Source organism: Sphingomonas baiyangensis (genome assembly GCF_005144715.1).
GTDB lineage: Bacteria > Pseudomonadota > Alphaproteobacteria > Sphingomonadales > Sphingomonadaceae > Sphingomonas > Sphingomonas baiyangensis.
Map to the genome: position 1 here is coordinate 2,066,959 of NZ_SWKR01000002.1, position 12,194 is coordinate 2,079,152.

Here is a 12,194-nt window from a genome sequence, read left to right on the forward strand (position 1 = left end):
CCGGTGTGATTGGTACAACCGAGGTTCGTCTATATTCACGATAGGTTTTTCCTATTCTGCGACCTTTCGCAGCAGCGCCGCGAGCGCCGCGAATGCGGGTGCGCGCCCCGCGCCGGTGCGCCATACGAGGCCGATCTCGCGATAATGCCGGCCGCCGGCGAAGGGCCGCACGATTACGTCGTCGCCGCCGCGGACTTCCTGCCGCACATACAGACGCGGCAGCATCGCAAGCCCCATGCCCATCCCCGCCATCTGGCGGATGGCATCGAGGCTGGTGCCCTCATAGTCGCGCAGCACATGCGCGCCGGCTTCCTCGGCGAGCTGCGCCACCTGGTCGCTCATGCGATATTGCGGCTGGAGCGTCAGCAGCCCGCGCCCCGCCAGATCGGCGGACACGATCGTCTCACGCGTGCGCAGTGCGTCGTCGGCGGCCATTGCCAGGTACAGCGGCTCGCGGAACAGCCGCTCGACATGCATGCCCCGGTACTCGATCGGCAGCTGTACGAGGATGACGTCGTGTGCGCCATCCGCAAGCAGTTCGACGAGCATGTTGGGCAGGCCCTCGCGCACATGCACGCGCAGATTAGGGCTGGTCGAGTGCAGCCGTGCGACGAGCTGCGGCAGGATATAGGGGCCAAGCGTGGGTGACACGCCGAGGCGGATGGTGCCCGACAGCGCATCGTCGCGCCGCTCGGCGATCGCCTCGAACGCCGCGACCTCGGCGAGCACGCGCCGCGCGCCCGCCACCGCATCGCGCCCCAGCGGCGTCAGGATCGCCCTGCCGCCGCCGCGCTCGGCGACGCGCCCGCGCAGCAGCGCCTCGACGAGCTGGATCTGCTGCGAGAACGAAGGCTGCGACACGCCGACGGCGGCGGCACCCCGCGTGAAACTGCCATGATCGGCAAGCGCGGTCAGATAGCGAAGCTGGCGAAGCGTGGGCTGCATGGCGCGCGCATGTTCGGACGCAGTGCCACCCTATCGCAAGCGCAAACTCAGCGCGTCGGCTGCGGCGCCCCCAGCGTGCGCGCGAAGAAATCATACTGGCGGCCGAGCACCTCGTCGAACGGCGCTTCGGTGCGCCCCACGCCATGATCGCCGCCGGGCACCACGAGCAGCTCGAAATCCTTGCCCGCCTTGATGAGCCGGTCGGCGACCTGCATCGACACCGCCGGATCGACGTTCATGTCGAGCTCGCCGACGATCAGCAGCAGGTCGCCCTTCAGCCGCCACGCATTGTCGACGTTCGACGAGCGCGAATAGCTCTCGTCGACGGGCCAGCCCATCCACTGTTCGTTCCAGCTGATCTTGTCCATCCGGTTGTCGTGGCAGCCATTATAGGCGACCGCGGCCTTGTAGAAATCGGGGAAGAACAGCAGCCCGCCCAAGGCGTTCTGCCCGCCGAGCGAACCGCCGTAGAGACCGACGCGCGACGCGTCATACTGGCGGTATCGCGCCGCCGCGGCCTTGTGCCACAGGATGCGGTCGGGCGCGCCGCCCTCGCCGACATTCTTCCACGTCACGTCGTGAAACGCCTTCGACCGGTTGAGCGTGCCCATCCCGTCGATCTGCACGACGATATAGCCGAGATCGGCCTGCGCCTGCATGCCCACCACCTCGTCGCCGCCGGCGTGATAGCCGAAGGGCCACCATTTCTTGGGCACGAAATTGTCGAAGCCGGCGCCATAGATGTTCTCGATCACCGGATAGCGTTTGGCGGGATCGAAATCGCGCGGGCGCACGATGACGCCCCAGATGTCGGTCACGCCGTCGCGGCCCTTGGCGATGAAGGTCTCGGGCGTCTGCCAGCCGGCGGCGGTCAGCTGCGAGATATCGGCCTGCTCGAGCGTCGCCACCAGGGCGCCGTCGCTCGTGCGGCGCAGTTCGCTGACGGGCGGCAGGTCGATGCGCGAATAGGTGTCTACATAATGCGCCATGTCGGGCGCGAAGCTCACATCGTGAAACGCCTCCGCTTCGGTCAGCCGAACAAGGCCGCGCCCGTCGAGCCCGATGCGGTAGAAATGCTGGAGATAGGGGTCGCCCTTCTCGCGGCCGTTGGCGGCGAAATAGACCTGCCGGCGCTCGGCATCGACATGCACGATGCGTCGCACCACCCAGTCGCCCTGCGTGATTGGGCGCGTGCGCCCCGTACGTCCGTCGACGAGATACAGATGGTTCCAGCCGCTGCGCTCGGACATCCAGACGATTTCGCGGCCGGTGCCGTCGACATCGCGATGGTCCATGCGCGGCGCGTAGACGAAGGTATCGGAACGCTCGGCCACCACTTCGCGCGGGGTGCCGCTTACGGCATCGACCTCGACCAGCCGGTACACGCCGTGCCCGCGCTGGTTGTAGGTGAAACCGAGGCTCGCCGAATCGCTGCGCCACGCGAGCGGCGAGAGCTGGTAGGGATTGTCGAACAGCGCCGGATCGACATCGACCTGCCTAGCGCCGTCGAGCGTGAACAGCACCGGCCGTTCGAGATCGACGACGTCGCCGGGCTTGGGATAGAGCTGCGTGATGAGCTTGGGCTCGAGCCTGTCGGGCGGCGAACTCGCGACGCGGTAGATCATGCGCTGGTGGCCGGGTCGCACGCGATACAGTGCGAGGCGGCGCGAATCGGGCGACCAGGCGATCGTCTCCGGGTCGTAGAACAGGCCGGGCGAACCGTCGGACGTGCGGATGACCTGACGCCCGCTCGCCACCTCGCGCACCACCAGATTGTCGCCCTCGACCGTGGCCTCGTGCCGGCCGTCGGGCGAGCGGCGCGGCGTCGCATCGGCGGGCACGCGCATGTCGCGCGTCACGCCGAAGGCACGCGGGCGGCCGGGCGGCGGCGCGACGGTGGCGCAAACATAGCTCGCGAGCGAACAGCGCAGCCGGCGATCGGCGACGGTGATGCGCAACGTCCGGTCGTCGCCCTCGAAGGCGAAGCTGTCGAACGGCAGCCGGTCGGCGCGATACTCGCCGCCCGTCACCGCGCCGATCGCGGCGGCGAGCCGGGCATGGTCGAACATGTCGCGACGTTCGCGATCGGCAAGGCGCACGCTGACGAAACGGAAGCCGCCGATCACCGTGCGGCGATAGTGGAAGGCATCGCCCGCCGGCGACCAGACCGCCGGGTCGGCAACCCCATCGGTAAGATACTGCATCCGGTCGCGCAGCGAGAGCGCATCGGCAATGCGGGCGTCCTGCGTGGCCGGCTGTGCGCTCAGGCTACACGATAGGACGCATGCGACCGCGAAGATTGCCGCCCTGACCCATGCGATCATCCAACACCACCCCGATAGATACCGTCTGTGCGAGGATTTTCGCGCCTCGCGACCGGATAGCTACCAGAAAGCGGGTTGACGACAAGTGCGACAAGCGAACACATTACCGCAATACGAACAACGCGGAGCTGTGCAGAGGCTTGCGGGAATGGTCGATGACGTCGGCGCAAACGGCGCCCCCGCCAGCAGCCCTCCCCCCGCCTGAAACGCGCCGGACCGCATGTTCCGCCCAGGCAAACGCGCCGGCTTCTGACGAAACGGAGACCAGATGATGATCGACCGCCGCACGCTGCTGATGACGGGGGCGGCCGCAATCGCCGCCTCGGTGCCCGGCGTCGCCGCACTGGCGCGCCCGCTCCCGCAGTCCGATCCCGCGGCAAAGGCCGCGCTCGATGCACTCTATGCCCGATTGTGGGATGCCGAACTCGCCGGATCGCCACAGCTCGCAACGACGCTCGGCCTCGACGATGCGCCGGTGCTCGCCCCGCTGCGGTCGCGGCTCGACGATCGTTCGGACGAGGCGTTCGCTCGCCACATGCAGACGCTGCGCGATGCGCGCACCACGCTCAAGGGCATCGACGTTGCGCGCCTCGACGGGATCGATCGCGTCAGCCACCGCACGCTCGCCTTCTTCGCCGACATCACGCTCGAAGGCTATGACCGCTTCGCCTATGGCGAGCCGGGCTATCCGCGCGCCTATGCGATCAACCAGCTCGACGGCGTCTACAACAACATCCCCGATTTTCTCGACACCAAGCACGTCATCGAGGAGGCCGCCGATGCCGAGGCCTATTGCGAGAGGCTGGGCGCCTTCGCGCGCGTGCTCGACCAGGAAACCGCGCGCTCGCGGCGCGATGCCGGGCGCGGCGCAGCGGCGCCCGACTTCATCCTCGACACGTGTATCCGCCAGCTCACGCTGCTGCGTGCGCCTGCGCCCGCCGAGGCGATGCTGACGCAATCGGTCGTCCGCCGGGCGGCAGCGGCGGGCATTTCGGGCGACTGGCAGCGCCGCGCCGCCGGACTGGTCGAACGCGAGGTCTATCCCGCGCTCGACCGTCAGATCGCCGAGCTGAAGCGCCAGCGCGCGACCGCCAATCACGATGCCGGCGCGTGGCGGTTGCCCGACGGCGAGGCCTATTACGACTGGGGCATCCGCCTGTTCAACACCAAGCCCTTCACCGGCGACGAGATCCACCGGCTGGGCCTCGAGATGGTGGCCGAGAACCGCGCCGCGATCGAGGCGATCCTGAGGGCCGACGGCAAGACCACGGGCCCGCTTGGCGACCGCATCACCGCCATGGCGCGCGAGCGCGGCGCGATCTATGCCAATTCGGATGCCGGCCGGGCGAAGATGCTCGAGGACGCGACCCGCCAGATTGCCGAGATCACCGCGCTGCTGCCGCGCTATTTCCGCACGATCCCGCGTGCGCCCGTGGTCGCCAAGCGCATTCCTCCGGCGATCGAGGCGGGCAAGGCCGGCGGCTATTACAGCCATGGCAGCATCGACGGGAAGGTGCCCGGCTCATACTATATCAACATGCGCGACATGGCCGACCGCTCGATCGTGGGTCTCGCGACGCTCACGCATCACGAAGCGGTGCCCGGCCATCATATGCAGATTTCATTGAGCCTCGAGAACGAGGCGATCCCCATGTGGCGCCGGAACATGGAATGCAGCGCGTTCGTGGAAGGCTGGGCGCTCTACGCGCAGCTCGTCGCCGACGAGATGGGCATCTTCGCCGACGATCCGCTCGGCAAGCTCGGCTTCCTGCAAAGCGAGCTGTTCCGTGCCGCGCGACTGGTGGTCGACAGCGGCCTCAACCACAAGCGCTGGAGCCGCGAAAAGGCGATCGACTACATGGTCGACGCGACGGGCAGCAGCCGCGATGCGGTGACGTCCGAGGTCGATCGCTACTGCCTGATCCCCGGCCAGGCACCCAGCTACAAGATCGGCCAGCGCGAATGGTCGCGCCTGCGCGGCAAGGCACAGGCGGCGCTGGGCGCACGCTTCGACGTTCGCGACTTCCACGATGCCGGGCTGCTCGCGGGCATCATGCCGCTCGGCGTGCTCGACATGCACATCGAGGACTGGATCGCCGCCCGGCGCGCCTGACGGTGCGCACCCGGCGGCGGCAGGCGCTTCGCGTCAATCCGCCGCCTTGGCGACGCCTACCAGCGCCGGGCGCAGCAGCCGGTCGCGGATCATGTAGCCGGCCTGCACCTCCTGCACGATCGTGCCCGGCGCGTGCTCGGCCGTCGGCACCTCGAACATCGCTTGGTGGCGATTGGGGTCGAGCGTCGCGCCGCCCGTCTCGATGCGGCTGATGCCGTGGCGTGCGAACACGCTGTCGAGCTCGCGGCCGGTCGCCTCGAGCCCCACCACGAGCCCCTTGAACTTGTCGTCGTCGCGCAGCTCCTGCGGGATGGCCGAGAGTGCGCGCGTAAGATTGTCGGCAACGCTCAGCACGTCACGCGCGAAGGCCGTCGCCGCATAGGTGCGCGCATCGGCGGCTTCCTTCTCGGCGCGGCGGCGGACATTCTGCGTCTCGGCCTGCGCGTAGAGCACGGCCTTGCGCGCTTCCTCGAGCTCGGCCTCGAGCGCCGTCGCGCGATCATGCTCGGCGACTTCGGGTGCGGCGTCGGCGGTCGCTTCGCGCAGGTCGCCATCGTCGGTTGCGGGCGCGGAGGCCTCGCCATGCGGTTGTTCGGTCATGCTTCCCTGTTGTTCGTCAGCTCAAGAGCCGCGCCATCGTCGCGGCAGTGAAATCCACCATGGGCACGACGCGCGCATAGTTCAACCGAGTAGGTCCGATCACGCCCACCACGCCGACCACGCGGCCGTCCATCGCACGCACCGGCTTGGCGATGACCGACGAGCCCGAGAGCGCGAACAGCTTGTTCTCCGAACCGATGAAGATGCGCGCGGCATCGCCCTCGCGCGCCGAATCGAGCAGACGGGCGATCTCCTCCTTGCCTTCGAGCTGGTCGAGCAGCTGGCGTACGCGCTCGAGATCCTCGGCGGCGGCGGTGTCGATCAGCCGCGCCTGGCCGCGCACGATGAGCACCGGGCGCTTGTCGCCATCCTCGCTCCACACCGCCAGCCCGCGCGCGATGAGGTCGCGCGCGGCGGCGTCGAGCTGCGCGCGTTCGCGCGCGATCTGGCGCGCGATCCCCTCGCGCGCTTGGCTCAGCGTCTGCCCGGCGAGCGTCGCCGACAGATAGTTCGCCGCCTGTTCGAGCGCCGATGGCGTGATGCCCGGCGGCAGATCGATCACGCGATTCTCGACCGATCCGTCGTCGCCGACGATCACCGCGAGCGCGCGATCGTGGCTGAGCGGCACGAAACCCACCTGCCGCAGCACCGGCTCGCGCTTGGGCACTAGCACCAGCCCCGCGCATGCCGACAGGCCCGAGAGCACCGCAGTGGTATTGGCGATCGCGTCTTCCACCGGCCCGCGCTCGCCCGCCTCGCGCTCGATCGCGGCGCGTTCCTCGGGCGACGGCTCGTGGCTCTGCATCATCCCGTCGACGAACAGCCGGAGGCCGCTTTCGGTCGGCATCCGCCCCGCCGAGGTGTGCGGAGCGGCGAGCAGCCCGAACTCCTCGAGATCCTGCATCACGTTGCGGATCGAGGCGGGCGAGAGGTTGAGCCCCGATATCTTAGAGAGCGTGCGCGACCCCACCGGCAGGCCGGTGTCGAGATAGGATTCGACCACGATACGAAACACGTCGCGCGCGCGATCGGTCATTTCGCGAATGGGTTGCGTCATGGATGCGATGTAGGAAATCGCGCGCTGCTTGGCGAGCATTTCCCCTGCGCCACGGTCAGGCCAACAGGCAGCCCACTGGCGCTCGATACGCCTTGCGACTAGGACGCGCGCCGAACCCTTCCAGGAGAATCCCCATGCGCCCTTCCGGCCGTGCCCCCGACGAAATGCGCGCGATCACCATCGAGCCCAACTTCACCCGCCATGCCGAAGGATCGGTGCTGATCGGCTTTGGCGACACGCGCGTGCTCGTCACCGCCAGCATCGAGGAGCGCGTGCCGCCATTCCTGCGTGGCAAGGGCGAGGGCTGGGTGACGGCCGAATACGGCATGCTGCCGCGCGCGACGCATACGCGCGGCAGCCGCGAGGCGGCGAAGGGCAAGCAATCGGGGCGGACGCAGGAAATCCAGCGGCTGATCGGCCGCTCGCTGCGCGCCGTCACCGACCTCAAGGCGCTGGGCGAACGCCAGATCACGCTCGATTGCGACGTGTTGCAGGCCGATGGCGGCACGCGCACCGCCGCGATCTCGGGCGCGTGGGTGGCGCTGCGCATGGCGGTCGACACGCTGATGGCCAGCGGCAAGCTCGCGACCGATCCGATCCTGCATCAGGTCGGCGCGGTCAGCTGCGGCATCTATCAGGGAACGGCAGTGCTCGACCTCGATTATCCCGAGGATTCGGCGGCCGATGCCGATGCCAATTTCGTGCTGCTGGGCGACGGCCGCATCGCCGAGGCGCAGGCGACCGCCGAGGGTGCCTGCTACGACGAGGAATCGCTGCTGCGCCTGCTGCGCCTCGCGCGCATCGGCTGCGATCAAATTTTCGCCGCGCAGCGCAAGGCGATCGGCCGGTGAGCGGCGAAGGCGGCGGCCCCCAGGCGATCCGCAAGCTGGCGCCCGGCAGGCTGGTGATCGCCAGCCACAATCCGGGCAAGGTGCGCGAGATCCGCGCATTGCTGGCACCCTATGGTATCGAGCCCGTCTCGGCTGCCGATCTCGACCTGCCCGAACCCGACGAGACGGGGACGAGCTTCGTCGCCAATGCCGAGCTGAAGGCGATGCAGGCGGCCGATCTTTCGGGCCTACCTGCGCTTGCCGACGACAGTGGGCTGTGCGTCGAGGCGCTCGGCGGCGAGCCCGGCATCTTCTCGGCGCGCTGGGCGGGACCGGGCAAGGATTTCGGCGTCGCGATGCAGGCGGTCGAGGATCGGCTTGCCGCGCTCCACCCCGCCCCGCCGCGCGACGCGCATTTCATCTGCGCGCTGGCACTCGCCTGGCCCGACGGGCATGTTGAATGGTTCGAGGGTCGCGTCGACGGCACGCTGGTATGGCCGCCGCGCGGCGCCAACGGCTTCGGCTATGACGCGATGTTCCTGCCGTTGGGCGGCAGCGAGACGTTCGGCGAGATGGACCCCGAAGCCAAGCACGCGATGAGCCACCGTGCCGACGCCTTCGCGCAGCTCGTCGCCGCGGTGTTCTGACGCTGCCCGATGCCGCCGCTCGCGCTCTATATACACTGGCCGTTCTGCGTATCGAAATGCCCCTATTGCGACTTCAACAGCCATGTGCGCGAGGCCGTCGACCAGGCGCGCTGGTGCGATGCGCTGCTGGCGGACATGGCGCATGAGGCAGCGCTCACGGCGGGGCGGCAGGTGGGGTCGATCTTCTTCGGCGGCGGCACGCCTTCGCTGATGCCGCCCGCGACCGTCGCCGCGCTGATCGCGGCGGCCGATCGCCACTGGGGGCTGGCGCCCGATTGCGAGATCACGCTCGAGGCCAACCCATCGTCGGTCGAGGCGGCGCGCTTCGCCGATATCGCGGCGGCGGGCGTCAACCGCGTGTCGCTGGGGTTGCAGGCATTGGACGATGCCGCGCTCGCCTTTCTCGGCCGCGCGCATTCGGTGGCCGAAGGGCTGGCCGCGCTCGATACCGCGCAGGCGGCCTTCGCGCGCGTGTCGTTCGACCTCATCTATGCGCTGCCCGGCCAGCCGATCGCGGCGTGGGAAGCCGAGCTTGCCCGCGCGCTCGCCTTCGGCACCGAGCATTTGTCGCTTTACCAGCTCACCATCGAGCCCGGCACGCGGTTCGCGACGCTCGCGGCGAAGGGCGATCTGGTGATCCCCGATGCCGATGCCGCCGCCGACCTGTTCGAGACGACGCGAAGCATGACGCGCGCCGCGGGGCTGCCCGCCTATGAGGTCTCGAACCACGCCCGCCCCGGCGCCGAGAGCCGCCACAACCTGACCTATTGGCGCTATGCCGATTATGCCGGCATCGGACCCGGCGCGCATGGCCGGCGCGGCGGGCTGGCGACGCAGCGCCGCCGCAAGCCCGAGAACTGGCTAGCCGCCGTCGATCGCAACGGCCACGGCATCGAAGCCGAAGACGCGCTCGATCCTGGCACCCGCGCGACCGAGGCGCTGCTGATGGGGCTGCGGCTGGCCGAAGGCGTCGAACTGACGGCGATTGCCGGCGCGGTGGACGAACGCGCGGTGGCGCTGCTGGCGAAGCAGGGCCTGCTCGTGCGCGACGGAACGCACCTTCGCGCCACCGACGCCGGGATGCCCGTGCTCGAAGCCATCCTGCGCGAGATAGCGCTGACGTAAACCTCCCCGGCACGCGGAGGCGGACGGCTGGAGGCTTGCGGCCGAACACGCACCGCCCGTGGCCGAACCCCTCCACCAGCCTGCGGCTGGTCCCCCTCCCCGTAGCGGGAAGGTGTTCGCGCCTATCGCCCGAAGCTCTTGGGCGCGGGACTGACCGTTACGGTGCTGCCGCCGCGCACCTCGTGCACCGCCAGCGCGCGTTCGGCGATGCCGTCGCGGCCGAAGCGGAACGGGCCGTCGAGGCCGGCGAAGCCGTCGCGATCGGTCAGGCGCGATACCGGAAAGGGCGATCCGACCCGCCAGTCGCGCGCGATCCGCACCGTCAGCAGCACCGCGTCATAGCCCATGCTTGAAAGCCGGAACGGCGCGGCGCCGAAGCGCTGGCGGTATTTGCCCGCATATTGGCGATACAGGTCGTTTTCGACGCTGGCATACCAGGCGCCGCCCAGCGCGGCATTGCCGCCGAGCGCCGAATCGGTGTTCCATAATTCGGTGCCGAGCACGCGCGCACCCTTGCCCGCCGGCGTGCGGCGCAGCACCGGCACCGCGCCCGCCGCCGTCTGCGCACCATCGGCGATCAGCACTGCCTGATAGGGCGAGGTCGCCGCCAGCCGCGTGATCGCGGCCGAAATGGCGCTGGCCGAGCGGTCATAGGTCTGGAGACCCACCACCTGCCCGCCGGCATCCTCGACCGCGCGCAGAAAGCTGGTCGAGGCGCGCTGGCCATAGAGTCCGCTCGGCACGAGCCCGGCGAACTGGCTGACGCCCGCCGAGCGCGCATGCGCGACGATGCGCTCGATCGACTGCGCCGGCGTATAGCCCATGATGAACGCACCATCGCCCGCCACGTCGGTATCGTTCGAGAAGCTGAGCACCGGCACCGCCGCGCGCCGTGCGATCGGCGCCACCGCGCGTACGTCCTCGCTGAGCAGCGGCCCCAGAATCAGGCGGTTGCCGTCGCGAATCGCCGCCTGTGCAGCTGCCGCCGCCCCGCGTGCGGTATCGTAGTTGGTGATGCGCACGTCCTCGCTGCGCGTATCGAGCAGCGCGAGCTGCGTCGCGTTGGCCAGGCTCTGCCCGACGCGCGCGTTGGTGCCCGTCAGCGGCACCAGCAGCGCGATGCGGTGGCGCGCCGCATCCTGCGGCAGGCCGGGCGTTACCGGACCGGGCTCGACGGGGCGCGGCCGATCGACGGGCGGGGGGCCTTCGGCGGGGGGTGCGCCGCGCGGCACGAGGCTGGCGCAGCCCGAGACGAGCAGCGCGCCCGCCATCGCGGCCAGCCGGAGGAAGCCCATGCCCCGTTGCGGAACCGATAGTGCCTCTGCCATGTCACTCCCCTGATGAACGCCCAACTCTCGCCCGGTCTCTATATCGTCGCCACGCCGATCGGCAATCTCGGTGACCTGTCGCCGCGCGCCGCGCATATACTCGCCCAAGCCGATGTAATCGCGGTGGAAGACAGCCGGGTGACGGCGACGCTGCTGCGCCATATCGGCGCGAAGCGACCGATGACACCCTATCACGATCACAATGCCGATGCGGTGCGCCCCGGCCTGATCGCGCGCATGGGGCGTGAAGTTGTGGCGCTGGTGTCCGATGCCGGCACGCCGCTCATCTCCGATCCCGGCTTCAAGCTGGTGCGCGATGCGCGCGCGGCGGGCCATGCCGTCGTCACCATCCCCGGCCCCTGTGCGGCGGTGGCGGCGCTGACGCTGGCGGGCCTGCCGACCGATCGCTTCTTCTTCCTCGGCTTCCTGCCGTCGAAGCAGCAGGCGCGCGCCGAGGCGATCGCCGAAGTGGCGAACGTGCGCGCGACGCTGGTGCTCTACGAATCGGGACCGCGCCTCGCCGCCTGTCTCGCCGCGCTGGCCGAAGGGCTGGGCGACCGCGAGGCGGGCGTCGCGCGCGAGATCACCAAGCGGTTCGAGGAATGCGTGACGGACACGCTGTCGTCGCTCGCCGCGCGCTATGCCGATGCGCCGCCCAAGGGCGAGATCGTCATCGCCGTCGCCCCGCCCGGCGAAGCGCCGCCGCCCACCGGGGAGGATGCCGACGCTGCACTTATCGAGGCACTCGAACGGCTGCCGGCCTCGAAGGCGGCGGGCGAAGTGTCGAAGCGGCTGGGGCTCGATCGCAAGGCGCTCTATGCGCGCGCGATGGCGTTGAAGGCGCCCGCGCGCGAAGACGACGCTTGAACGATCGCCGCGCCGCCGACGTGCGCGGCCGTGCGGGCGAGGAGCAGGCCGCCGCCTTTCTCGCGACGCGCGGCTGGACGATCCTAGCCACGCGCGTCCGCACGCCTGCCGGCGAGGTCGATCTCGTCGCGCATCGCCCCGGCCTCGTCGCCTTTGTCGAGGTGAAGGTCCGCGCCACCCGTGCGGCACGCGACATGGCGATCGACGAACGCCGCCTCGCGCGCGTCGCGGCCGCCGCCGAAGTGCTGATGCCGCGCTTCTGCACCGCGGGTGAGGACATGCGCGTCGACGTCGTGCTGCTGTGCCCCGGCACACCGCCGGTCCATATCGAGAATGCGTGGATCGGGTGACTTTCGAG

Annotated in this window: 11 protein-coding genes; 6 read left to right on the forward strand and 5 right to left on the reverse strand. The window is 69.5% G+C overall.

All coding sequences use genetic code 11. From position 1 onward, the window contains the following. Positions 1 to 51 precede the first annotated feature (51 nt). Both FBR43_RS13320 and FBR43_RS13325 read right to left on the reverse strand, forming a co-directional pair. Positions 52 to 945 (reverse strand): hydrogen peroxide-inducible genes activator, encoded by an 894-nt coding sequence (locus tag FBR43_RS13320; protein WP_136943562.1) that lies wholly within the window; start codon positions 943 to 945, stop codon positions 52 to 54. 47 nt (positions 946 to 992) lie between these two features. Further along, positions 993 to 3,269 (reverse strand): DPP IV N-terminal domain-containing protein, encoded by a 2,277-nt coding sequence (locus FBR43_RS13325; RefSeq protein ID WP_136943563.1) that lies wholly within the window; start codon positions 3,267 to 3,269, stop codon positions 993 to 995. A gap of 268 nt (positions 3,270 to 3,537) precedes the next feature. On the opposite strand from FBR43_RS13325, the gene FBR43_RS13330 reads away from it, so the two are divergent. Continuing rightward, positions 3,538 to 5,382 (forward strand): DUF885 domain-containing protein, encoded by a 1,845-nt coding sequence (locus FBR43_RS13330; protein ID WP_136943564.1) that lies wholly within the window; start codon positions 3,538 to 3,540, stop codon positions 5,380 to 5,382. A 33-nt stretch (positions 5,383 to 5,415) separates the two neighbouring features. Here FBR43_RS13330 and grpE read toward each other — a convergent pair whose 3' ends face one another. After that, entirely contained in the window at positions 5,416 to 5,982 is a 567-nt protein-coding gene (gene grpE, locus FBR43_RS13335) for a nucleotide exchange factor GrpE (protein ID WP_136943565.1), read from the reverse strand. Positions 5,983 to 5,998: 16 nt separating this feature from the next. Then, positions 5,999 to 7,039, reverse strand: coding sequence for a heat-inducible transcriptional repressor HrcA (gene hrcA / locus FBR43_RS13340; RefSeq protein ID WP_136943566.1), 1,041 nt, complete (start codon positions 7,037 to 7,039; stop codon positions 5,999 to 6,001). A gap of 134 nt (positions 7,040 to 7,173) precedes the next feature. Between hrcA and rph the strand changes: the two genes are divergently transcribed. The 3 genes from rph to hemW are packed head-to-tail and all read left to right on the forward strand — an operon-like array spanning position 7,174 to position 9,641. Then, positions 7,174 to 7,890: a ribonuclease PH gene (rph, locus tag FBR43_RS13345; RefSeq protein ID WP_136943567.1), complete on the forward strand. Its 717-nt coding sequence runs from the start codon at positions 7,174 to 7,176 to the stop codon at positions 7,888 to 7,890. Next, positions 7,887 to 8,516, forward strand: coding sequence for an RdgB/HAM1 family non-canonical purine NTP pyrophosphatase (gene rdgB, locus FBR43_RS13350; RefSeq protein ID WP_136943568.1), 630 nt, complete (start codon positions 7,887 to 7,889; stop codon positions 8,514 to 8,516). The genes rph and rdgB overlap by 4 nt, the downstream gene beginning before the upstream one ends. A gap of 9 nt (positions 8,517 to 8,525) precedes the next feature. Beyond that, positions 8,526 to 9,641, forward strand: a complete 1,116-nt coding sequence (gene hemW, locus FBR43_RS13355) for a radical SAM family heme chaperone HemW (RefSeq protein WP_136943569.1) — start codon at positions 8,526 to 8,528, stop codon at positions 9,639 to 9,641. Between the two features lie 122 nt (positions 9,642 to 9,763). Here the strand turns inward: hemW and FBR43_RS13360 are convergent, their stop codons facing one another. Then, complete coding sequence (locus FBR43_RS13360; RefSeq protein WP_136943570.1) at positions 9,764 to 10,969, reverse strand: penicillin-binding protein activator; 1,206 nt, start codon at positions 10,967 to 10,969, stop codon at positions 9,764 to 9,766. A gap of 12 nt (positions 10,970 to 10,981) precedes the next feature. On the opposite strand from FBR43_RS13360, the gene rsmI reads away from it, so the two are divergent. Next, positions 10,982 to 11,836: a 16S rRNA (cytidine(1402)-2'-O)-methyltransferase gene (gene rsmI, locus FBR43_RS13365; protein WP_136943571.1), complete on the forward strand. Its 855-nt coding sequence runs from the start codon at positions 10,982 to 10,984 to the stop codon at positions 11,834 to 11,836. Next, positions 11,833 to 12,186, forward strand: a complete 354-nt coding sequence (locus FBR43_RS13370) for a YraN family protein (RefSeq protein WP_136943572.1) — start codon at positions 11,833 to 11,835, stop codon at positions 12,184 to 12,186. The genes rsmI and FBR43_RS13370 overlap by 4 nt, the downstream gene beginning before the upstream one ends. The last annotated feature ends 8 nt before the right edge of the window (positions 12,187 to 12,194 follow it).